The sequence below is a fragment of the Kitasatospora sp. NPDC059327 genome, assembly GCF_042752535.1.
Classification (GTDB): domain Bacteria; phylum Actinomycetota; class Actinomycetes; order Streptomycetales; family Streptomycetaceae; genus Kitasatospora.
On the sequence record NZ_JBHYYB010000045.1, the window covers coordinates 36,173 to 58,302 of the forward strand.

The 22,130-nt window shown below is 72.9% G+C and carries 20 protein-coding genes; 16 read left to right on the forward strand and 4 right to left on the reverse strand.

Translation table 11 applies throughout. From position 1 onward, the window contains the following. The first annotated feature begins 86 nt into the window (after positions 1 to 86). From hpnE to ACFXHB_RS25475, 7 genes are all read left to right on the forward strand, one after another. On the forward strand, positions 87 to 1,520 hold the full coding sequence (hpnE, locus tag ACFXHB_RS25445; protein ID WP_380576926.1) for a hydroxysqualene dehydroxylase HpnE: 1,434 nt from the start codon (positions 87 to 89) through the stop codon (positions 1,518 to 1,520). Between the two features lie 134 nt (positions 1,521 to 1,654). Then, the gene (locus tag ACFXHB_RS25450) at positions 1,655 to 2,743 is read left to right on the forward strand and encodes a polyprenyl synthetase family protein (RefSeq protein ID WP_380576927.1); all 1,089 of its coding nucleotides are present in this window, start codon (positions 1,655 to 1,657) and stop codon (positions 2,741 to 2,743) included. Positions 2,744 to 2,750: 7 nt separating this feature from the next. After that, complete coding sequence (shc, locus tag ACFXHB_RS25455) at positions 2,751 to 4,868, forward strand: squalene--hopene cyclase (RefSeq protein ID WP_380576928.1); 2,118 nt, start codon at positions 2,751 to 2,753, stop codon at positions 4,866 to 4,868. Next, on the forward strand, positions 4,865 to 5,557 hold the full coding sequence (locus ACFXHB_RS25460) for a 1-hydroxy-2-methyl-2-butenyl 4-diphosphate reductase (RefSeq protein WP_380576929.1): 693 nt from the start codon (positions 4,865 to 4,867) through the stop codon (positions 5,555 to 5,557). Before shc ends, ACFXHB_RS25460 begins: the two co-directional genes overlap by 4 nt. Positions 5,558 to 5,559: 2 nt before the next feature. Then, a complete protein-coding gene (gene hpnH, locus ACFXHB_RS25465) occupies positions 5,560 to 6,585 on the forward strand; it encodes an adenosyl-hopene transferase HpnH (RefSeq protein WP_380576930.1) in 1,026 nt (341 codons plus the stop codon). 93 nt (positions 6,586 to 6,678) lie between these two features. Further along, positions 6,679 to 8,589, forward strand: a complete 1,911-nt coding sequence (dxs, locus tag ACFXHB_RS25470) for a 1-deoxy-D-xylulose-5-phosphate synthase (RefSeq protein ID WP_380576931.1) — start codon at positions 6,679 to 6,681, stop codon at positions 8,587 to 8,589. Then, positions 8,579 to 9,985: an aspartate aminotransferase family protein gene (locus ACFXHB_RS25475; protein WP_380576932.1), complete on the forward strand. Its 1,407-nt coding sequence runs from the start codon at positions 8,579 to 8,581 to the stop codon at positions 9,983 to 9,985. The genes dxs and ACFXHB_RS25475 overlap by 11 nt, the downstream gene beginning before the upstream one ends. 66 nt (positions 9,986 to 10,051) lie before the next feature. Here ACFXHB_RS25475 and ACFXHB_RS25480 read toward each other — a convergent pair whose 3' ends face one another. Beyond that, positions 10,052 to 10,324, reverse strand: a complete 273-nt coding sequence (locus ACFXHB_RS25480) for a DUF6343 family protein (protein WP_380576933.1) — start codon at positions 10,322 to 10,324, stop codon at positions 10,052 to 10,054. 74 nt (positions 10,325 to 10,398) lie between these two features. Between ACFXHB_RS25480 and ACFXHB_RS25485 the strand changes: the two genes are divergently transcribed. After that, on the forward strand, positions 10,399 to 10,587 hold the full coding sequence (locus tag ACFXHB_RS25485) for an I78 family peptidase inhibitor (RefSeq protein WP_380576934.1): 189 nt from the start codon (positions 10,399 to 10,401) through the stop codon (positions 10,585 to 10,587). Here the strand turns inward: ACFXHB_RS25485 and ACFXHB_RS25490 are convergent. Together ACFXHB_RS25490 and fabG are read right to left on the reverse strand one after the other, a co-directional pair. Further along, positions 10,538 to 11,323 (reverse strand): phosphatase PAP2 family protein, encoded by a 786-nt coding sequence (locus ACFXHB_RS25490; protein ID WP_380576935.1) that lies wholly within the window; start codon positions 11,321 to 11,323, stop codon positions 10,538 to 10,540. The genes ACFXHB_RS25485 and ACFXHB_RS25490 overlap by 50 nt on opposite strands. Before the next feature lie 232 nt (positions 11,324 to 11,555). After that, entirely contained in the window at positions 11,556 to 12,323 is a 768-nt protein-coding gene (gene fabG / locus ACFXHB_RS25495) for a 3-oxoacyl-ACP reductase FabG (protein WP_380576936.1), read from the reverse strand. Positions 12,324 to 12,715: 392 nt separating this feature from the next. Here fabG and ACFXHB_RS25500 point away from each other — a divergent pair, with 392 nt between their 5' ends. Then, on the forward strand, positions 12,716 to 13,612 hold the full coding sequence (locus ACFXHB_RS25500; RefSeq protein WP_380576937.1) for a MarR family winged helix-turn-helix transcriptional regulator: 897 nt from the start codon (positions 12,716 to 12,718) through the stop codon (positions 13,610 to 13,612). A gap of 132 nt (positions 13,613 to 13,744) precedes the next feature. Here ACFXHB_RS25500 and ACFXHB_RS25505 read toward each other — a convergent pair whose 3' ends face one another. After that, on the reverse strand, positions 13,745 to 14,608 hold the full coding sequence (locus tag ACFXHB_RS25505; protein WP_380576938.1) for an aldo/keto reductase: 864 nt from the start codon (positions 14,606 to 14,608) through the stop codon (positions 13,745 to 13,747). Between the two features lie 318 nt (positions 14,609 to 14,926). Between ACFXHB_RS25505 and ACFXHB_RS25510 the strand changes: the two genes are divergently transcribed. The 7 genes from ACFXHB_RS25510 to ACFXHB_RS25540 all read left to right on the forward strand — a co-directional run bounded on the left by ACFXHB_RS25510 (position 14,927) and on the right by ACFXHB_RS25540 (position 22,082). Further along, a complete protein-coding gene (locus tag ACFXHB_RS25510) occupies positions 14,927 to 16,699 on the forward strand; it encodes an ABC transporter transmembrane domain-containing protein (RefSeq protein ID WP_380576939.1) in 1,773 nt (590 codons plus the stop codon). 64 nt (positions 16,700 to 16,763) lie between these two features. Continuing rightward, positions 16,764 to 18,536, forward strand: coding sequence for an ABC transporter ATP-binding protein (locus ACFXHB_RS25515; RefSeq protein WP_380576940.1), 1,773 nt, complete (start codon positions 16,764 to 16,766; stop codon positions 18,534 to 18,536). 119 nt (positions 18,537 to 18,655) lie between these two features. Further along, positions 18,656 to 18,901 (forward strand): LapA family protein, encoded by a 246-nt coding sequence (locus ACFXHB_RS25520; RefSeq protein WP_380576941.1) that lies wholly within the window; start codon positions 18,656 to 18,658, stop codon positions 18,899 to 18,901. Further along, a complete protein-coding gene (locus ACFXHB_RS25525) occupies positions 18,898 to 19,662 on the forward strand; it encodes an amino acid ABC transporter ATP-binding protein (RefSeq protein WP_380576942.1) in 765 nt (254 codons plus the stop codon). The genes ACFXHB_RS25520 and ACFXHB_RS25525 overlap by 4 nt, the downstream gene beginning before the upstream one ends. Positions 19,663 to 19,671: 9 nt before the next feature. Next, positions 19,672 to 20,565, forward strand: a complete 894-nt coding sequence (locus ACFXHB_RS25530) for a glutamate ABC transporter substrate-binding protein (protein ID WP_380576943.1) — start codon at positions 19,672 to 19,674, stop codon at positions 20,563 to 20,565. Positions 20,566 to 20,577: 12 nt separating this feature from the next. Next, positions 20,578 to 21,222, forward strand: a complete 645-nt coding sequence (locus ACFXHB_RS25535) for an amino acid ABC transporter permease (RefSeq protein WP_380576944.1) — start codon at positions 20,578 to 20,580, stop codon at positions 21,220 to 21,222. After that, positions 21,219 to 22,082 carry an amino acid ABC transporter permease gene (locus ACFXHB_RS25540; protein WP_380576945.1) on the forward strand — a complete coding sequence of 288 codons (864 nt, stop codon included), beginning with the start codon at positions 21,219 to 21,221 and terminating at the stop codon, positions 22,080 to 22,082. The genes ACFXHB_RS25535 and ACFXHB_RS25540 overlap by 4 nt, the downstream gene beginning before the upstream one ends. Positions 22,083 to 22,130: the final 48 nt, after the last annotated feature.

Genomic DNA, 22,130 nt, shown 5'->3' on the forward strand with positions numbered 1-22,130 from the left:
TTGACCACCGTGTTGGGCACCACCGTGTTGACCACGAGCGCCCCGGCCAGGACCGGGTCGGGCGCCGGATGCGAGGGGGAGGGCCGATGACCGGGCGAGCCGATGCCGCGCGCCCGGCCGCCGTCGTGGTCGGCGGCGGCCTGGCAGGCATCACCGCCGCGCTCCGGCTGGCCGAGGCCGACCACCGGGTCACCCTGGTCGAGGGCCGCCCCCGGCTGGGCGGCCTGGCCTTCTCGTTCCAGCGCGGCGAGCTGACCGTCGACAACGGGCAGCACGTCTACCTGCGCTGCTGCACGGCCTACCGGGGCCTGCTCGACCGGCTCGGGGCCGGCCGGCTGGTCCGTCTCCAGGACCGGCTGGACATCCCGGTGCTCGGCGTGGCCGGGCCCGCCGACGCCCCGGTGCGCACGCTCGGCCGGCTCCGCCGGGCCGGCCTGCCCGTGCCGCTGCACCTGGCCGCCAGCCTGGCCCGCTACCCGCACCTGAGCGTGGCCGACCGCGCCCGGGTGGTCCGCGGCGCGCTCGCCCTCCAGGGCCTCGACCTCACCGACCCGGCGCTGGACGAGGTCTCCTTCGGCGACTGGCTGCGCCGCAACGGGCAGAACGAGCGCACCCTCGCCGCCCTCTGGGACCTGGTGGGCGTGGCCACCCTGAACGCCCGGGCCGGCCAGGTGTCACTGGCGCTGGCCGCGATGGTCTTCAAGACCGGCCTGCTCTCCGACCCGGGCGCCTCCGACATCGGCATGGCCGCCGTCCCGCTCGGCGTGATCCACCACGACCGGGCACTCGCCGAGCTGGAGCGGGCCGGCGTCAAGGTGCTGCTGCGCACCCGGGCCGCCGAGCTCAAGCCGTCCGCGCCGCAGCACGCCGTCCGGCTGGAGGGCGGCGAGCTGCTCGCCGCCGACACGGTGGTGCTGGCCGGCGCCCAGGACACCGCGGCCGCCCTGCTGCCGCCCGACGCCGTCGACGCCCAGCAGCGGCTGGCCGACTTCGGCACCGCGCCGATCCTCAACGTGCACGTGGTCTACGACCGCGAGGTGCTGCGCCGCCCGTTCTTCGCCGCGCTCGGCTCGCCGGTGCAGTGGGTCTTCGACCGCACCCCGCACTCCGGGTTGGCCGGGACGGAGCTGGGCCGGGCCCACCCCGGGGCCCAGTACCTGGCGCTCTCCCAGTCCGCCGTCCAGGACGAGATCGACCTGCCGGTGGCCGAACTGCGCCGCCGCTACCTGCCGGAGCTGGCCCGTCTGCTCCCGGCCGCCGCCGGGGCCGAGGTGCTGGACTTCTTCGTCACCCGTGAGCGCACCGCCACCTTCGACCCGGCCCCCGGGACCGCGGCGGTGCGCCCGCCGGCCCGGACGAACGTCCCGGGCCTGCTGCTGGCCGGCGCGTGGACGGCCACCGGGTGGCCCGCGACCATGGAAGGGGCCGTGCGCAGCGGCCACGCCGCGGCCGACGCGGCACTCGCCGGCGCCGGCACCCGGCTTCCGGTGGACCGGGGTGACGGGAGGTGGCCCAGGTGACGCAGGGCCCCGTCGCCGGTCCCGGCGACCCCGCGAGATCCGGCCGCCCCGCCGCCGGCCGCACCGGTCTCATCGACATCGCAAGCGCCCGGCCGTCCCGTGCGGCCCGGCACCACCAGGGAGAGGGAACGCACGTGGAGTCACGCACCGGCACTGCCGTCGGAGGCACGGCGCACGCCGAACCGGTTTCGGTGCCGGAGCTGCTCGCCCGCAGCCGCACGCTCTGCACCCCGCCGCTGCGGGCCGCCGTCGCCGGTCTGGCCGCGCCGATGGACACCGTGGGGGCCTATCACTTCGGCTGGATCGACCGGGACGGCACGCCGGTCGCGGGGGACGGCGGCAAGGCCGTGCGCCCCGCGCTGGCCCTGCTCTCGGCCCAGTCCGTCGGCGCCCCGGCGGAGGCCGGTGTGCCCGGTGGGGTCGCCGTTGAACTGGTGCACAACTTCTCCCTGCTCCATGATGATCTGATGGACGGTGACGAGACCAGACGGCACCGGGCCACCGCCTGGACGGTCTTCGGACCGGCCCAGGCGATCCTGGTGGGTGACGCCCTGGCCACGCTCGGTACGGAGGTGCTGCTCGACGCCGCCACCGCCGGTGGCGCGAGCCCCGCCGACGCCGCGCGCGCCGTCCGCCTGCTCACCACCGCCACCCGGCGGCTCATCGACGGCCAGGCCATGGACGTCGCCTTCGAACAGCGGGACACCGTCACCGTCGCCGAGTGCCTGGAGATGGAGGGCGGCAAGACCGCCGCCCTGCTCGCCGCCGCCTCCGCGATCGGCGCCGTCCTGGCCGGCGCCGACGACCGGGTCTCGGACTCCCTCCAGCGCTACGGCCACCACCTGGGCCTGGCCTTCCAGGCGGTGGACGACCTGCTGGGCATCTGGGGGGCCACCGAGGTCACCGGCAAGCCGCACTGGGGGGACCTCCGCCAGCGCAAGAAGTCCCTGCCGGTCGCCGCGGCGCTCGCCGAGGGCGGCGCGGCCTCGCGTCGGCTCGCCGAACAGCTGGCCGACCCGTCGGGGCGCGGCGAGGAGAGCGAGCCCGAGCTCGCCGCCCGCGCCGCGCTGATCGAGGAGGCCGGCGGCCGCGCCTGGACCCAGGAGGAGGCCCGCCGCCAGCACACGACTGCCCTCGCCGCTCTGGACGAGGTGCCCATGCCCGATGTGGTGCGCGAGCACTTCGTCGCACTCGCCGAATTCGTGGTGGTACGAGAGAGGTGACGTTACGTTGACAGCAACCGCGGACGGCCGGCTCGACCCTGAGTACGATTCCGAGCCGGTCGCGGTGGGCGACCGCCCCCCGGCGCTGCTGAGCGCCGGGCGGTGGCAGCCCGCGGGACCGGACGCCGGTGCGGCCGACCGGCCCGACCAGGAGCAGGACGGTCCGGTCTCGGCCGAGGAGGCACTCGCCCGCGCCACCACCCACCTGCTCTCGCTGCAGAGCTCCGAGGGCTGGTGGAAGGGCGACCTGGAGACCAACGTCACCATGGACGCCGAGGACTTACTGCTCCGACAGTTCCTCGGGATCCGGACGGAGGAGCAGACCAAGCCCACCGCCGAGTGGATCCGCTCCCAACAGCGGGAGGACGGCACCTGGTCCACCTTCCACGGCGGACCGGCCGAGCTCTCCACCACGGTCGAGGCCTACGTCGCCCTCAAACTCGCCGGCGACGACCCCGATGCCCCGCACATGCTCGCCGCCGCCCGCTACGTCCGGTCCGCCGGCGGCATCGCGGCCGCCCGGGTCTTCACCCGGATCTGGCTCGCGCTCTTCGGCTGGTGGCCCTGGGCACGACTGCCCGAGATGCCACCGGAGATCATCTTCCTGCCCAAGTGGCTCCCGCTGAACATCTACGCCTTCGGTTGCTGGGCCCGGCAGACCATCGTGCCGCTCACCATCGTCTCGGCCCACCGCCCGGTGCGGCCCGCGCCCTTCCCGCTGACCGAGTTGCACACCGACCCGGAGCACCCCTTCCCCGAGCGCCCGCTGGCGCCCGCCACCACCTGGGACGGCGTCTTCGAACGCCTGGACAAGGTGCTGCACGCCTACCACCGCCGGGCGCTGCGCCCGCTGCGCCGGCTCGCCCTCTCGCAGGCCTGCCGCTGGATCGTCGAGCGCCAGGAGGCGGACGGCTGCTGGGGCGGGATCCAGCCGCCCGCCGTCTACTCGCTGATCGCCCTGCACCTGGAGGGCTACGAGCTGGAGCACCCGGTGATGCAGGCCGGGCTCTCCTCCTTCGACCGCTTCACCGTGCACACCGAGGACGGCCGGCGCTGGCTGGAGGCCTGCCAGTCCCCGGTCTGGGACACCTGCCTGGCCACCATCGCGCTGGCCGACGCCGGGCTGCCGGCCGACCACCCGGCGCTGGTCTCCGCCGTCGACTGGATGCTCGCCGAGGAGATCACCCGGCGCGGCGACTGGTCCGTCCAGAGGCCCTCGCTCGCTCCCGGCGGCTGGGCGTTCGAGTTCGAGAACGACACCTACCCCGACATCGACGACACCGCCGAGGTGGTGCTCGCGCTGCGCCGGGTCGCCCACCCCGACCCCGCCAAGGTGGGCGGGGCGGTCGACCGAGGGGTCGGCTGGAACCTCGGCATGCAGTCCAAGAACGGTGCCTGGGGCGCGTTCGACGTCGACAACACCAGCACCCTGCCGAACAAGCTGCCGTTCTGCGACTTCGGCGAGGTGGTCGACCCGCCGTCCGCCGACGTCACCGCCCACGTGGTGGAGATGCTCGCCGAGGTCGGCCGGGGCAAGGAGCCGAGCACCCGCCGGGGCGTGGAGTGGCTGCTGCGCAACCAGGAGGCCGACGGCTCCTGGTTCGGTCGCTGGGGCACCAACTACATCTACGGTACCGGCTCGGTGCTGCCCGCCCTGGTGGCGGCCGGCGTCCCGGACGAGCACCCCGCGATCCGGCGCGCCGTCCGCTGGCTGGAGGACCGGCAGAACACCGACGGCGGCTGGGGCGAGGACATGCGCTCCTACGAGGACCCGGCCCGCTGGGCCGGGCGCGGCGACTCCACCGCCTCGCAGACCGCCTGGGCGCTGATGGCGCTTCTCGCGGCCGGCGAGGGGCCGGAGGGCCGGGCCAACCCGGCGGTCGTGCGGGGCGTCGACTGGCTGGTCCGCACCCAGCTGCCCGAGGGCACCTGGGACGAGCCGCAGTTCACCGGCACCGGGTTCCCGTGGGACTTCTCCATCAACTACCACCTCTACCGGCTGGTCTTCCCGGTCACCGCGCTCGGGCGGTACCTGCACGGCAGCCCCGCCACCGGCCGGGACACCGCCCCCGGCGCCAAGGGCGCCCCCGCCACCGGCAGCCCGGCGATCGGGGCGGCCCGGTGAAGCCCGCTCCCCTGCTGGTGCTCTGCGCGCTCGGCCCCGAGGTCTGGGCCCTGCGCGGCGGGGACTGGCGCGGCGCTGCCGGCGGACCGCCGGTGCTGGTCCGCACCGGCGTCGGCCGCCGCCGGGCCTCCCACACCGTCAGACGGCTGCTGACCGCCGTCCCCGGCGGCTACGGCGCCGTCGTGGTGGCCGGATTCGGGGCCGCCGTGGCCCCGGGAATAACACCCGGTGACGTCATCGTTGCGGACGGGGTGCGCGATGCCGAGGGGAACCTCTTCGCGGTGGACTCGGGGCCCGAGCTCAGCCGGGCGCTGACGTCGCGCGGGCTGACGACCCACACCGGGGTGCACCACACCGCCGACCACGTGGTGCGCGGCCTGGAGCGCCGCGCCCTGCACCTGCAGGGCGCGCTCGCCGTCGACATGGAGGCCGCCGCGGTCCTCGCCGCCCTCCAGGAGATCCGCCCGGCACTGCCCTGCGCCGTCCTGCGGGTGGTGGTCGACACCCCCGAGCGCGAGCTGCTGCGTCCGGGCACCCTGCCGGCCGGCGTCCGCGCCTGGCGCACCCTGCGGGCCACCGTGCCCGCGCTGGTGGACTGGCACCAGCGGGACCGGGCCCGGTCGGGCGGCCCGGTGTCCACGACCCTCAACCACCCCACACCCTCGACGCTCCCCCAGGAGGCGAGCTAGCCATGGCCATGCCGTTGCGCCAGACCGTGCGGGTCGGCACCTATCTCATGCAGCAGAAGCTCAAGCGACGGGACAAGTTCCCGCTGATCGTCGAGCTGGAACCGCTCTTCGCCTGCAACCTCGCCTGTGAGGGCTGCGGCAAGATCCAGCACCCGGCCGGTGTGCTGAAGCAGCGCATGCCGGTCGCCCAGGCGGTCGGCGCGGTGCTGGAGTCGGGCGCCCCGATGGTCTCGATCGCCGGCGGCGAGCCGCTGATGCACCCGCAGATCGATGAGATCGTCCGCCAGCTGGTGGCGCGTCGCAAGTACGTCTTCCTCTGCACCAACGCGCTGCTGCTGCGCAAGAAGCTGGACAAGTTCACCCCCTCGCCCTACTTCACCTTCACCGTGCACATCGACGGACTGCGCGAGCGGCACGACGCCTCGGTGGCCAAGGAGGGGACCTTCGACGAGGCGGTGGAGGCGATCAAGGAGGCCAAGCGGCGCGGCTTCCGGGTCACCACCAACAGCACCTTCTTCAACACCGACACCCCGCAGACCATCATCGACGTGCTGGACTACCTCAACGACGACCTGAAGGTCGACGAGATGATGATCTCCCCGGCGTTCGCCTACGAGAAGGCGCCCGACCAGGAGCACTTCCTCGGCGTCGAGCAGACCAGGGAGCTCTTCCGCAAGACCTTCTCCGGCGGCAACCGGCGGCGCTGGCGGCTCAACCACAGCCCGCTCTTCCTGGACTTCCTGGAGGGCAAGGTCGACTTCGAGTGCACCGCCTGGGGCATCCCCAACTACTCGCTCTTCGGCTGGCAGCGCCCCTGCTACCTGATGGCCGACGGGTACGTGCCCACCTACCGCGAGCTGATCGAGAAGACCGACTGGTCGAAGTACGGCCGCGGCAAGGACGCGCGCTGCGCCAACTGCATGGCGCACTGCGGCTACGAGCCGACCGCCGTCCTCGCCACCATGGGCTCGCTCAAGGAGTCGCTGCGCGCGCTCAGCGAGACCGTCGGCGCCAACCGCGGCCGCTGACCGCGCTCCGCCCGGCACGGGGCCGCCCCCTGTGCCGGGCGAACCCGCCACAGGGGGGCACCACCGTACTGCTCCGAGTCGTGAGGTGAACACATGTCACTGCTCTCCGGCGTCACGTCCCCGGCCGACCTGCGGAAGATCCCGGCCGCCGACCTCCCGCTCCTCGCCGACGAGATCCGCGCCTTCCTGATCGACGCCGTCACCCGGACCGGAGGCCATCTCGGCCCGAATCTCGGCGTGGTGGAGCTGACCATCGCGTTGCACCGGGTGTTCGACTCGCCGTACGACCGGATCGTCTGGGACACCGGCCACCAGAGCTACGTCCACAAACTGCTCACCGGTCGGCAGGACTTCTCGAAACTGCGCTCCAGAGGCGGCCTGTCCGGTTATCCCTCGCGCGCGGAGTCCGAACACGACCTGGTCGAGAACTCGCACGCCTCCACCGCCCTCTCCTACGCCGACGGCCTCGCCAAGGCCGCCCGGCTGCTCGGCCAGTACGACCGGCAGACCGTCGCGGTGATCGGCGACGGGGCACTCACCGGCGGCCTCGCCTGGGAGGCGCTCAACAACATCGCCGAGGCCCGGGACCGGCCGCTGGTCATCGTCGTCAACGACAACGAGCGCTCCTACGCCAGGACCATCGGCGGCCTCGCCAACCACCTGGCCACGCTGCGCACCACCCAGGGGTACGAGCGCTTCCTCGCCCTCGGCAAGGGAGCGCTGCAACGCACCCCGCTCGTCGGGCAGCCGATCTTCGACGCGCTGCACGGCGCCAAGAAGGGCTTCAAGGACGCCTTCGCCCCGCAGGGCATGTTCGAGGACCTCGGGCTCAAGTACCTCGGCCCGATCGACGGCCACGACGTGGGCGCGGTGGAGCAGGCGCTGCGCCAGGCCCGCGGTTTCGGCGGCCCGGTCATCGTGCACTGCCTGACCGTGAAGGGCCGCGGCTACGGTCCGGCCGAGCAGGACGAGGCGGACCGCTTCCACGCCGTCAACCCGATCGACCCGTACACCTGCCTGCCCATCTCGCCCAGTGACGGGGTCTCCTGGACGTCCGTCTTCGGCGAGGAGATGCTCGGGCTCGGCGCGGAGCGGCCGGACCTGGTCGCGATCACCGCCGCGATGCTCCAGCCGGTCGGGCTGGGCAAGTTCGCCCGGGCCTACCCGGAGCGGATCTTCGACGTCGGGATCGCCGAGCAGCATGCCGTGACCAGCGCGGCCGGGCTGGCCACCGGTGGGCTGCACCCGGTGGTCGCGGTGTACGCGACCTTCCTCAACCGGGCCTTCGACCAGGTGCTGATGGACGTCGCGCTGCACCGGCTGGGCGTGACCTTCGTCCTCGACCGCTCCGGGGTGACCGGCCCGGACGGCGCCTCGCACAACGGCATGTGGGACATGTCGATCCTGCAGGTCGTCCCCGGTCTGCGGCTGGCCGCCCCGCGCGACGCCGACCAGCTGCGGGCCCAGCTGCGCGAGGCGGTGGACGTGGCCGACGCGCCGACGGTGGTCCGGTTCCCGAAGGGGAACATCGGGCCGGCCGTGCCGGCCGTGGAGCGCGTCGGCGGCGTGGACGTCCTGCTGCGGACCGCCGAGCTGCCGGAGATCCTGCTGGTCACCGTCGGCACCACGGCGGCCGCCGGGCTGGACGCCGCGCGGCTGCTGCTGGCCGAGGGGTTCACCGCGACGGTCGTCGACCCGCGCTGGGTCAAGCCGGTCGACCCGGCCCTGCCCGCGCTGGCGGCCGCGCACCGGCTGGTCGTCACGGTCGAGGACAACGGTCGGACCGGCGGTGTGGGTGCCGCGATCGCCCAGGCGTTGCGGGACGCCGATGTGGACGTCCCCGTGCGGGTGCTCGGCCTGCCGCAGGAGTTCCTCGGCCACGCCGCCCGGGGCGAGATCCTGGAGGAGACCGGCCTGACCGGTACCGGGGTCGCCGCGCAGACCGCTGCCTTCGCCAAGAACCTGCTACCGACCAGAGGAGCGAACCAGCGCCATGCCGGCTGACCCCGACCGCACCGAAGCCCGCTTCGACCTCGCCGCCCTGCTCGCCGAGCGCGGCGGCGAACGGTACGAGCTGCACAGCCGCTACCTCAATCCGCAACTGCCGCGGATGCTGCACACCATCGGTTTCGACAAGTACTACGAGCGCGCCGAGGGCCAGTACTTCTACGACGCCGAGGGGAACGAGTACCTCGACATGCTGGCCGGCTTCGGCATCTTCGCGCTGGGGCGCCACCACCCGGTGGTCCGCGGGGCGGTCCAGCAGGTGATGGACCTCGACCTGCCCGACCTGGTCCGGTTCGACTGTTCGCCGCTGCCCGGCCTGCTCGCCGAGCGACTGCTGGGCCACGCGCCCGGGCTGGACCGGGTCTTCTTCGGCAACAGCGGCACCGAGGCGGTGGAGACGGCGCTGAAGTTCGCCCGCTGCGCCACCGGGCGCCGGCGGGTGCTCTACGCCGACCACGCCTTCCACGGGCTGACCACCGGCTCGCTCTCGGTCAACGGCGAGAGCGGCTTCCGCAAGGGCTTCGACCCGCTGCTGCCGGACACCGCGATCCCGCTCGGTGACCTCGGGGCGCTGGCCAAGGAGTTGAAGAAGGGCGATGTCGCGGCGCTGATCGTGGAGCCGATCCAGGGCAAGGGCGTGCAGGCCCCGCCGCCGGGCTGGCTGCGCGCGGCGCAGGAGCTGCTGCACGAGCACAAGGCCCTGCTGATCTGCGACGAGGTGCAGACCGGCATCGGCCGGACCGGGGAGTTCTTCGCCTACCAGCACGAGGAGGGCGTGCTCCCCGACCTGGTCTGCGCGGCCAAGGCGCTCTCCGGCGGCTACGTACCGGTCGGGGCGACGCTCGGCAAGAGCTGGATCTTCGAGAAGGTCTACTCCTCGATGGACCGGGTGCTGGTGCACTCGGCCAGCTTCGGCGCCAACGCGCAGGCGATGGCGGCGGGCCTGGCCACCCTGGAGGTGATGCGGGACGAGAAGGTGGTGGAGAACGCCCGCGCCGTCGGGGACCGGTTCCGGGAGCGGCTGACCGCGCTGGTCGACCGGTACGAGCTGCTGGCCGAGGTGCGCGGTCGCGGGCTGATGATCGGGATCGAGTTCGGCCGGCCGAGGTCGCTGAAGCTGCGGACCGGGTGGACGGCGTTGCAGGCGGCGCGCAAGGGCCTGTTCGCGCAGATGGTGGTCGTCCCGCTGCTGCAGCGGCACCGGATCCTCACCCAGGTCTCCGGTGACCACCTGGAGGTGATCAAGCTGATCCCGCCGCTGATCATCACCGATCGGGACGTGGACCGGTTCGTCGACGCCTTCACCGAGGTGATGGACGACGCGCACCGGGGGAGCGGCCTGATGTGGGACTTCGGGCGGACGCTGGTGAAGCAGGCGGTCGGCAACCGCTGAGCGGGCGCGGGACGACGGAGTGGGACGTCGGACGGGCCGACGTCCCACTCCGTGGGAGATACCGCGTCAGAACTCGGTCCGGCGGCGCCGGACGACAACGACGAGATCGACGACGGCGAACAGGGTGAGGATTCCGCAGGCGACCGCGAATCCGGTGAGGGTGCCCCGGCTGGGGGCGCCGTACGCCGGAGCGTTGGCGGCCCACACCGCGAAGGCCACCGTGGCGACCGCGAACAGCGGCGTGAACGTCAGTGACAGCAGATAGCGCAGTTTGAGGTCGCTCCGGGCGGTCCTGGGTTCGGTGCCGCTCTTCCAGCGCCGCGGTGTGGTGGCTCGCATACCCGTGCACCTCCCGTCGGCCGGGTGCGGTCTACGATTCCAGCGTACGTCCGGGTGCGAGCGGGGGAGGGGCGATGTCGGGAGCGGACGCGGAGGGCTACGCGGGGCTGCGGGTGGAGCGGGCGGAGGAGCTGGCCCGTCGGCACGGCTGGGCATCCGTGCGGGTGCTGCCGCCCGGGGCGATGATGACCATGGACCACCGGGAGGGGCGGCTCAACCTCGCGGTGCGCGACGGGGTGGTGGAACGCAGCTGGGAGGGGTGAGCGCGGGCCCGCGCCGCCGGGCGACCCGCTCCTCGACGCCGTGCACCAGGGGTTCCAGCAGGGGCAGCGCGAGCAGCACCAGCAGGCCGGCGGCCCAGCCGGCCAGGACGTCGGTGACCCAGTGGGTGCCGAGGTAGACGGTGGTGAGTCCGACCGAGGCGGCGGTGGCGCCCGCCAGTGCCGCGCCGCAGCGCCGCCAGCGGACCGCCAGGTAGGCCAGTACGCCCCAGGTGACCACGGCGTTGGCGGTGTGCCCGGAGGGGAATATGGTGCCGCCGGAGAAGAGTTCGGGCGAGCCGACGTAGTGGGCGTAGTGCGGGCCGAGCCGGCCGGTCACGATCTTCACCGCGCCGACCGTGACGTTGAGCAGCAGCAGGGCCGCGCCCATCACCAGCAGCGGGCGCAGCCGCCGCAGCCGGTGGGCCCGCCAGCCGAGCCAGGCGAAGGCGGCGACGGCGGACGGGCCGCGCTGACCGGCCACCACCCAGTTGTCGAGCAGCGGCTCCAGGTGGGGCCACCGTTCGTAGGGGCGGGCGAGGCCCACGGCCCAGTCGAGGTCGACCAGCGGGGTGTCGAGGAGGACGCCCACCACCACGATCAGGTAACCGAACGCGGTGAGGGCCAGCGAGCCGGTCCACCGTCGGCCGAGTGGTGACCGGCCGGATTCTCCGGCGGTGCGGCGGGGGCGCTCGCGGCGGGTGGTCGGGTTCTCCTGCAATTCACTCGGCGCTCGCACGCCGGTGACCCTACCCAGCAGGTCGGCGCGGCTCCCGGCGAGATTCGGAATTCTTCGGGGAGACGTCGGAATGACCGGATCGCCGTCATTTCCGTCCGATTTTCCGATGGTCTCCTCTCGCTATTCCGGGCGATTGTCGATCAGGTATTCCCCTGGCTCGGACAAACGAACGGAGGGGGAGACCGGCCTCGCCGGTTCCCACTCCGTGGTAACCCTGTGTAGGTCCGGTGGGTCAGTCGAGGGGGCCGCCGGCCACGTAGATGACCTGGCCCGAGACGAATCCGGCGCCCTCGCCGGCCAGGAACGAGATGGTGTTGGCGACGTCCTCGGGCACGCCGACCCGCTGGACCGGGATCTGGGTGGCGGCGGCGCGCTTGAACTCCTCGAACTCCATTCCGACCCGGGCCGCGGTGGCCGCCGTCATGTCGGTGGCGATGAATCCGGGGGCGACGGCGTTGGCGGTGATCCCGAACCGGCCCAGTTCGATCGCGAGGGTCTTGGTGAAGCCCTGCAGGCCGGCCTTGGCGGCGGAGTAGTTGGCCTGGCCGCGGTTGCCCTGGGCCGAGGACGAGGACAGGTTGATCACTCGGCCGAAGCCGGCGTCCACCATGTGCTTCTGCACCGCGCGGGTCATCAGGAAGGCGCCGCGGAGGTGAACGTTCATGACCGTGTCCCAGTCGGACTCGGACATCTTGAAGATCAGGTTGTCGCGCAGGACGCCCGCGTTGTTGACCAGGACGACCGGGGCGCCCAGTTCGGCGGTGATCCGGTCGACCGCGGCCTGCACCTGTCCGGCGTCCGAGACGTCCGCCCCGACGGCGAGGGCCCGGCCGCCGGCGGCGGTGATCCGGTCGACGACGTCCTTGCCCGCGGCCTCCTCCAGGTCCAGCACGGCGACGGCGTAGCCGTCGGCCGCCAGGCGCTCGGCGGTGGCGGCGCCCAGACCGCGTGCGGCGCCGGTGACGACGGCGACCCTGGGTGCGGTGCTCTGCTCGGTCATGCTCGCTCTCGTCTCTCTCGGATCTCGCCGGGGGCTCCCGAGGGGTCGTCCGGCGGAGGGTGGATCGCTGAGTGGGCCACACCCTACCGGCGAGTAGGGTGCGCGGCCAGGGCGGAAGGCGCAGGTGACCGAGGGTAAGGACCGGCCGGTCGGCTTTCTCCGGCGAACGGGTTACCGACGGGTCGGCACGGCGCGTAAATATGCCAATGTTGCCGAACCTGCGTCTACTATCCGCCCCCGCCTGCCAGCGAGGGCCTGCCGTTTGTATAGTGTCCGCCAGCAGCCACCGGCTGCACGGCTGGAGCGCCCTCCCTCACAGCGGGACGCCCACTCGCCGTTACTGCCCCACCCGGGTGTCCCACACACACCGGGTGTGACATCGGGACGGATACATGGTGCTGGGGGAGATCCCGACGACCCGCGTGTCCGCGCGACTGCAGCAGTCGCCCGGGCACCTGATCCGCGTTGCACAGCAGGTACACACCCGTCTGTGGTCCGAACACGTCGGAGCCGATCTCACGGCTCCGCAGTTCGCCGTTCTGCTGGTCCTCGCCCTCGAACCGGGTGCTGACCAGCGGACGGTCGGCGAGCGCGCCTCGCTGGACAAGGCCACGATGGCCGAGATGGTCGCCCGGCTCGTCCGGCGCGGCCTGGTGTTGCGACGCCGCGATCCGGCCGACGGCCGGCGCAAACTGCTCGCTCTCTCGCAGAGCGGCGCACAGGCGGTGCGCGAGGCCACCGGCGGAGTGGTCCGTGTGCAGCGCACGCTCTTCGAGCCGCTCGTGGCCGAGGAGCAGCTGGAGATTGTCCGGGTGATGGCCAAGATAGCCAGGCTTGAACCCGCCGCGGTCGCCGTCCTCACCGACGCGCGACCGATGCTGGACGCCCAGCGGGCGATCGGCTATCTGATCAGGGTGAGCCAGCAGGTGCACACCAAGCTCTGGTCGGAGCACGTCGGTTCGGAGCTGACGGCGCCGCAGTACGCGGTGCTCGACGCGCTCGAACTGGAGCCGGGCGCGGACCAGCGCACGGTCGGTGAACTGGCCTCGCTGGACAAGGCCACGATGGCCGAGATGGTCAGCCGGCTGGTCCGGCGCGGCCTGGTGCAGCGCCGGCGCGACCCCTCGGACGGGCGGCGCAACCTGCTGTCGCTCTCGCCGGCGGGTCAGGACCTGCTGCACCGCTCGGCGGCGGGCGTCGCCCACGTCCAGCGGCTGCTGCTCGCTCCGCTGGACGAGGACGAGCACGAACCCGCGATGGCTCTGATCGCCAAGGCGGCCAGACTCTAGGGTCCGCCTTCGAGTTCCAGCCAAAACGATTCGCCAACGTACCGAAGGCCGCCGACCCGAATGTGGGAAGGCGGCCTTCGGTATTGACGGACGTTCAGGAGCGCGGCGCCCGGGCCGTGCTCACCGAGCGTGTCAGTTCCAGTCGAACTCCTGCGGGTCCGGGCCGATCCGTACGTCGGAGGCGATGCCGGCGATCGCGACGAGGTCGGCCGCGTCCAGCTCGAAGCCGGCCACGTCCAGGTTCTCCTTGATCCGGGACGGGGTGACCGACTTGGGGATCGCGACGATGCCGCTCTGCAGGTGCCAGCGGAGCACCACCTGGGCCACCGTGCGGCCGTGCTTCGCGGCGATCCGCACCAGCGCGGGCTCGGCGAGCAGCTCCTTGCCCTGGCCCAGCGGGCTCCAGGCCTCGGTGGCGATGCCGTGCCGCGCGTGGAAGGCGCGCAGCTCGTCCTGCGGGAAGAAGGGGTGCAGCTCGACCTGGTTCAGCGCCGGGGCGACGGAGGCCTCGCTGAGCAGGTGGGCGAGCTGCTCGGGGCCGAAGTTCGAGACGCCGATCGACTTGACCCGGCCGTCGGCCCGGAGCTCCTCGAACGCCTTCCAGACGTTCAGGTAGCTGCCGTGCATCGGGCGCGGCCAGTGGATCAGGTAGAGGTCGAGGTACTCCAGGCCGAGCTTGGCCAGCGAGGCGTCGAACTCGCGCAGCACCGCGTCGCGGCCCTGCGGGCCGGACCAGTCGCGGGTGCCGGAGTTCCACAGCTTGGTGGTGATGTAGAGGTCCTCGCGGGCGACGCCGCCCGCGATCGCCTCGGTGATCGCCTGGCCGGTGCCGGCCTCGTTCTCGTAGATCGCCGCGGTGTCGATCGAGCGGTAGCCCGTCTCGATGGCGGTGCGGACGGCGGCCGTGGCCTCCGCGTCCGGGACCTGCCACACGCCGAAGCCCAGCTGCGGGATCTGCGAGCCGTCGTTGAGGGTGACGCTGGGGATGGTGCTCACGGGAAGGGGTGCCTCCGGTTAGTCCCTACGGGTTCGAGTGCACCAACCGGCGTACTGTCCGGATTGTTCCCGGCCGGCCGAAGAAATTTCCGACGCGCTGTACCGGCGTGCGCAGGCTGTTGCGAGGGGGGCGCGCGCGGCGTAAAACCTGTTGCGCAGGTCACAGACGCCTTGGCAGGCTCGCTGCCATGACCTCCTGAGCAGCCCCTCCGGCCGTGACCGCACCGGCCCCCGCGTTCCTCCTCTCCCGTGCTCCCCGCGCCACCGCGCGCCGAGCGCGTCCGTGTCAATCGCCCGTACCACCCGCAACGGAGCGTCATGCCGCTGAAGACCCTGCCGCTGGCCGACCCCGGCGACCCGGACCTCTCCTCCCCCCTCGCGTTCCTGCGCTGGCTGCAGCGCGGCCAGCGGCGCGGGCAGGTGCTCGCCACCTGCTGGTCGCTGCTGGAGATGGGCAGCCGGGCGGCCCTGCCCGTCCCGGTCGGCCTCGGCGTCCAGGCCGTCGTGGACGGTGACGCCGCCGGCCTCCGGTGGGCCGGCGCCGCCGTGCTGGCCCTGGCCGTCGTCGCCGCCTTCGGCGCCGTCATGCTGCACCGCCAGGCGGTGTGGAACTGGATCCACGCCGCCACCCAGGTCCGCCAGCTGGTCTCCCGTCAGGCCTCCCACCTCGGTGCCGGCCTGTCCCGGCGGATCGCCACCGGCGAGATCGTCGCCGTCGGCAGCGGGGACGTCGAGAAGATCGGCTGGTACGTCGAGCTGGTCGCCCGGTTGCGCGGCGCGGTGATCGTCTGGCTGGCGGTCAGCGTCGCGGTGCTGGTCACCGAGCCCGTGCTCGGCCTGGCCGTGCTGCTCGGCGTCCCGGTCCTGGCCGCCTCGGTCTGGCCACTGCTGGGCCCGTTCGAGCGGCGCTACTCCGAGCAGCGCGCGCTCGGCGGCAAGGCGACCGAGCTGGCCGCCGACACCGTGGCCGGCCTCCGGGTGCTGCGCGGCATCGGCGGCGAGGAGCTGTTCCTCGACCGCTACCGGGCGGCCTCCCAGAAGGTCCGCACGGCCGCCGTCCGCTCGGCCCGGGTCTGGTCGCTGATGCAGGCCCAGCAGGTCCTGCTGCCGGGCCTGTTCGTGGTCGGCGTCACCTGGTACGGAGCCCGGCTGGCCGCGCACGGGGAGATCGGGATCGGTACCCTCGTCGCCGTCTACGGCGCCACCGCCTACCTGGCCTCCCCGCTGCGGATCCTCGGCGAGGCCGCGCACGCCTGGAGCGTCGCCCGGGTCTCCGCCGGGCGGGCCGCCCGGGTGCTCGCGCTCAGCCGGACGACCGGCACCGCCGAGGCCGTGCTGACCGGGCCCGGCCGGGCCGACCTGTTCGACCCGGCCACCGGGCTGACCGCCCGGGCCGGTGAGCTGACCGCCGTCGTCTGCGGCGACCCGGACTTCGCCGGGGCGCTCGCCGAGCGGCTCGGCGGACACGTCCCGTCGGCCGAGGGCGAGCGGCGGGAGGTCTCCGTCCGGCTCGGCGGCACCGAACTGGACGCCGTCCCGCTGGCCCGGGCCCGGGCGGCGGTGCTGGTCCACGACAAGGAGCCGGTGCTGCTCTCCGGCACCCTGGCCGAACTCTTCGACATCCCCGCCTCGGGCCGGGTCACGCCCGCCGAGGCGCTGGCCGCCGCCCGCGCCGAGGACGTCCTGGACGCCCTCGTGGACGGCTCGCCCGACTGCGAGGGGGACGCCATGCGGGCGCGGATCACCGAGCGGGGCCGCTCGCTCTCCGGCGGCCAGCGCCAGCGGCTGGCGCTGGCCCGCGCGCTGCTGGCCGACCCGCCGGTGCTCGTCCTGGACGAGCCCACCAGCGCGGTCGACGCCCACACCGAGTCCCGGATCGCGACCGGGCTGCGCGAGAGCCGGGAAGGGCGCACCACGGTGGTGTTCGCCACCAGCCCGCTGCTGCTGGACCAGGCGGACCGGGTGGTGCTGCTCCAGGCCGGCCGGGCCACCGCGGCCGGCCGCCACCGCGAGCTGATGCGCACCGAGCCCGCCTACCGCGCCGTGGTCACCCGGGACGAGGAGCCGGCTGCGGTCGGGGAGACCGTATGAGCAGCTCACCCGTCCGCCTGAGCAGCTCACCCGTCCGCCGCCCCGCCCAGCCGAGGAGCACCGCATGAAGCCCCCCGTCCATCAGGAGCAGGGACCGGCCACCACCCTGCCGATCGGCTCGCCGACCGCCGTCCGGGCCTACCTGCGGCTGCTCGCCCGGCGCCACCGGGCCGGATTCGCCGCGGTGGTCGGCCTGCACTCGGTGGCCACCGTGGCCGGGCTGGTCGGGCCCTGGGTGCTCGGCACACTGGTCGAGTCGCTGGCCACCGGCACCGCCGAGTCCACCATCGCGGTCGCCGTGGCCTGGTACCTGCTGGCGCTGGTGGTGCAGTCCGCCTTCACCTGGTGGTCACGGCTGCGCGGCAGCGTCCTCGGCGAGCGCGTGCTGGCCGACCTCCGGGAGGACTTCCTGGTCCGGTCGGTGACGCTGCCGACCGGCGTCCTGGAGCGGGCCGGTACCGGGGACCTCGTCTCCCGGGGCACCACCGACATCGACCGGCTCGACAAGTCGGTCCGCGAGGCGGTGCCCGAGCTGGCCGTCGCCGTGGTCTCGCTGCTGCTGGTGCTCGGCGCCCTGGTGGTGACGTCGCCGCTGCTGGCCCTCACCTCGCTGATCGGCCTGCCGCTGCTGCTGGCGAGTTCCCGCTGGTACTTCCGGCGGGCCCCGCAGTCCTACCGCAACGAGTCGGCCGGCTACGCCGCGGTGAACACCGTGCTGGCCGAGACGGTGGACGCCGGGCGGACGGTCGAGACGCTGCGCCTCGGCGAGGAGCGGGTCCGGTTGACCGACCGCAAGCTCGGCGAGTGGCTCGACTGGGAGCGGTACACCCTCTGGCTGCGGTCGGCCTGGTTCCCGACCATCGAGGCGGTCTACACCCTGGCCGTGCTGGGGACGCTGCTGCTCGGCGGTCTGTTCACCCTGCGGGGGTGGATCACCGTCGGCCAGTTGACCACCGGGGTGCTCTACGCCCAGGCGCTGACCGGCCCGGTCGACCTGATCCTGCGCTGGTACGACGAGCTGCAGATCGGGCAGGCCTCGCTGGCCCGGCTGGTCGGGGTCCGTGAGGTGCCCGAGCACGAGAGCGACGAGGACGCCCGCCCGGACGGCCGGCACGTCCGGGCGGAGGGTGTCCGGTTCGGCTACCGCGAGGGCGCCGACGTGCTGCACGGCATCAGCCTGGACGTCGCCCCGGGCAGCCGGGTCGCGCTGGTCGGGCCCTCCGGCGCGGGGAAGTCCACCCTGGGCCGGCTGCTGGCCGGGATCTACGCGCCCGGCCGGGGCCGGGTCACGCTCGGCGGGGCGGCGCTCGCGCGGATGCCGGCCGAGCGGGTCCGGGCCGAGGTGGCACTGGTCAACCAGGAGCACCACGTCTTCGTCGGCACCCTGCGGGACAACCTGCGGCTGGCCGCGCCGGAGGCCGCCGACACCCAGCTGCGCGCCGCGCTGGACGCGGTGGACGCCGGGGGCTGGGTGGACGCGCTCGCGGAGGGGCTGGACACCGAGGTCGGCTCGGGCGGCGCCGCGCTGACCGCGCCGCAGGCACAGCAGCTGGCGCTGGCCCGGCTGGTGCTGGCCGACCCGCACACCCTGGTCCTGGACGAGGCCACCTCGCTGCTGGACCCGAGGGCGGCCCGGCACCTGGAGCGCTCGCTCTCCCGGGTGCTGGACGGTCGGACGGTGATCGCCATCGCGCACCGGCTGCACACCGCGCACGACGCGGACGTGATCGCCGTGGTCGAGGGCGGGCGGATCAGCGAGTACGGCAGCCACTCCGAGCTGGTCGCGGCCGGCGGTCCGTACGCGGCGCTCTGGCGCTCCTGGCGGGACGAGCGGTAGCCGGCGGCCGTCGGCCCCGGCGGGGCGGCGCAAACCCGCACGGGGAAGAGTTGCCCCGTGCGGGTTACTCCCGGGCGCGTAACCGGACAAGTCGGCCGATCGGCCCGCAGACTGCGCGTGTGACCAAGATTTCAGACGGCTCGTCCGGCTCCAAGCGCAGCGAGATCGGTGGCATCCCCACCCGGTACATCGGGATCGGCGTCATCGTCGTGCTCGCGGTGTGGTTCCTGTTCGCCAACCTCGACAAGGTGAAGATCCAGTTCTGGGTGTTCACCGTCACCGCGCCGCTCTGGATCGCCCTGCTCGCCACCCTGCTCGCGGGCGGCGCGCTGGGCTGGCTGCTGAAGGGGCGGCGCGACAAGTGACCGCGGCGCCGGGGCCGCCCGCCTTCGAGCCGCTGATCGAGTTGCGCGGGGTCAACAAGCACTTCGGCGAGTTGCACGTGCTGCGGGACATCGAGCTGACGGTGGGGCGCGGCGAGGTCGTGGTGGTGATCGGCCCCTCCGGCTCGGGCAAGTCCACGCTCTGCCGGGCGATCAACCGGCTGGAGCCGATCGAGTCCGGTGTCATCACGATCGACGGCCGGCCGCTGCCCGCGGAGGGCAAGGGGCTCGCCCAGCTGCGTGCCGACGTCGGGATGGTGTTCCAGTCCTTCAACCTGTTCGCCCACAAGACCGTGCTGCAGAACGTCTCGCTGGCGCCGGTCAAGGTCCGCGGCCTGCCGCGGGCGGAGGCGGACGCGAAGTCGCGGGCCCTGCTGGAGCGGGTCGGGCTGGTCGCGCACGCGGACAAGTACCCGGCGCAGCTCTCCGGCGGCCAGCAGCAGCGCGTCGCGATCGCCCGCGCGCTCGCCATGGAGCCCAAGGCGCTGCTGTTCGACGAGCCCACCTCGGCCCTCGACCCCGAGATGATCAACGAAGTGCTGGACGTCATGCGCGGGCTCGCGCACGAGGGCATGACCATGGTGGTCGTCACCCACGAGATGGGGTTCGCCCGTGCGTCGGCCAACCGGGTGGTGTTCATGGCCGACGGGCGGATCGTCGAGGACCGCGCCCCCGAGGACTTCTTCGGCGCTCCGGAGAGCGACCGCGCCCGGGACTTCCTGTCCAAGATCCTGAAGCACTGAGGCGGCGCCGTGACGAGGAAGTGGGTGCTCGCCGCCGCGGCCCTGATCGCCCTGCTGGCCGGCTGCGGCAAGGAGGGCACGCCGCCGCCGAAGGGTCCGCAGCCCAGCGCGTTGCCCAGCTACCAGGTGCGGGACGCCGCCGGACTCACCGGCTCGCCCACCCTGGACGCGGCGCGTGCCCGGGGGCACCTGGTGGTGGGGGCCAAGGAGGACCAGCCCTACCTCGGCGAGAAGAACCCGGCCACCGGGGAGTACTCCGGATTCGACATCGAGATCGCCAAGATGGTCGGCGCCGACCTGGGGTTCGCCCCCGACCGGATCGAGTTCCGGACGATCGCCTCCGCCAACCGGGAGACCGCCCTGCAGAACGGGCAGGTCGACTACTACGTCGGCACCTACACCATCAACGACAACCGCAAGAAGCTGGTCGGCTTCGCGGGGCCGTACTACCTGGCCGGGCAGTCGCTGCTGGTGCGCGGGAACGACGACACCATCCACGGCCCGCAGGACCTGAACGGCAAGAAGGTCTGCTCGGCGGCGGGCTCCACCCCGTACCAGCGGATCCAGAAGCAGTACCCCGACGTGCAGCTGATCGGCTACGACACCTACTCGGCCTGCGTGGACAACCTGATCACCGGCCAGGTGGACGCCGTCACCACGGACAACACGATCCTGATGGGCTACGCGGCGAAGGTGCCGGACGAGCTCAAGGTGGTCGGGCCGCTGTTCTCCCAGGAGCCGTACGGGATCGGCACGCCGAAGGACGACACCGTGCTGCGCGGCGCGCTGAACGACGCCCTGGCGCACCACGAGGAGAACGGCGACTGGAAGCGGGCCTACGACGCGACCCTCGGCCTGTCCGGGGTGCCCGCGCCCGCTCCGCCGCCGATCGACCGGTACTGAGAGGGCCGCGCCGTGAAAACGCTGACCGACAACTGGTCGACCTACTGGGAGGGCTTCCTCGGCACCCTCTCGCTGTTCGTGGTGAGCGCCGTGCTGTCCCTGGTGCTGGGCGTGCTGATCGCCGGCTTCCGGGTCTCGCCGGTGCGGCCCCTGCGGGTGTTCGGGACGGTCTGGGTGACGCTGCTGCGCAACACCCCGTTGACCCTGCTCTTCTTCATCGTGGTGCTGGGACTGCCGCGCTTCGACATCACGCTGCCGTTCTTCACCTTCGCGGTGCTCGCGCTCGGCTGCTACACCTCGGCGTTCGTCTGCGAGGCGATGCGGGCGGGGATCAACACCGTGCCCGGCGGCCAGGGCGAGGCGGCCCGCAGCCTGGGCATGACCTTCGGCCAGACGATGAGCGTGGTGGTGCTGCCCCAGGCGTACCGGTCGGTGGTCGCCCCGATCGGCAGTGTGATGATCGCGCTGGCCAAGAACACCGCGATCGCCGGTTCGTTCAGCGTGACCGAACTGCTCGGCAGCTACCGGACCATCAACGAGCTGGGGTACAGCATCGTCTGGACCTTCGTCTGGATCGCCGTCGGATATCTGATCATCACTCTGGCTGTCAGTGCCGTGTTCAACGTGCTGGAACGACGAGTGGCGGTGTCGCGATGACGGTGGAAGCCTCGGCGCTCTACGACGTCCCCGGGCCGAAGGCGCTCGCCCGGCACCGGTTGTACGGTGTGATCGCACTGGTGGCGATCGCCGCACTGCTCGGGTGGATCGTCTACATGCTGTTCCACACCAACCAGTTCACCGCCCAGAAGTGGACGCCCTTCGAGTACAAGGGCGTCCAGGAGCTGCTGCTGCGCGGGCTGGGGAACACGCTCAAGGCCTTCGGGTGGACGGTGCTGCTCGCGCTGCCGTTCGGCGCGCTGTTCGCCGCCGGGCGGCTCTCCGACCACCGGGTGGTGCGCTGGTGCTCCACCCTGGTGGTGGAGTTCTTCCGGGCCATGCCGGTGCTGGTGATGATCTTCTTCATCTTCGTCGCGCTCAAGGTGGAGCCGCTCTGGGCCCTGGTGGCCGGTCTGGTGCTGTACAACGGCTCGGTGCTGGCCGAGGTGTTCCGGGCCGGCGTGCTGGCGGTGCCCGGAGGACAGCGCGAGGCGGCGTACGCGCTGGGCATGCGCAAGACCCAGGTGATGGCGTACGTCCTGGTGCCGCAGGCCAACCGGGCGATGCTGCCGGCGATCATCAGCCAGCTGGTGGTGGCGCTCAAGGACACCTCGCTCGGATTCCTGATCACCTACGAGGAGTTCCTGCACGCGGGCAAGCTGATCGCCACCAACCTGGACTACGACCTGCCGTTCATCCCGGTGGTGATGGTGATCGCGCCGGTCTACATCGGGATGTGCCTGGCCCTCTCCTGGCTGGCCCGCTGGGTCGAGCGCCGCAGCCGGCGCAGCCCGAGCACCCAGGGCGGCGCACCGGTGGCCGAGGCCGGGCTGGTGCTGGGGCTGCCACCCGAGGAGTAGGAGCGGTGTGGCGGGAACCCCGTAAACCATAGGGACGAGCGGGATCAG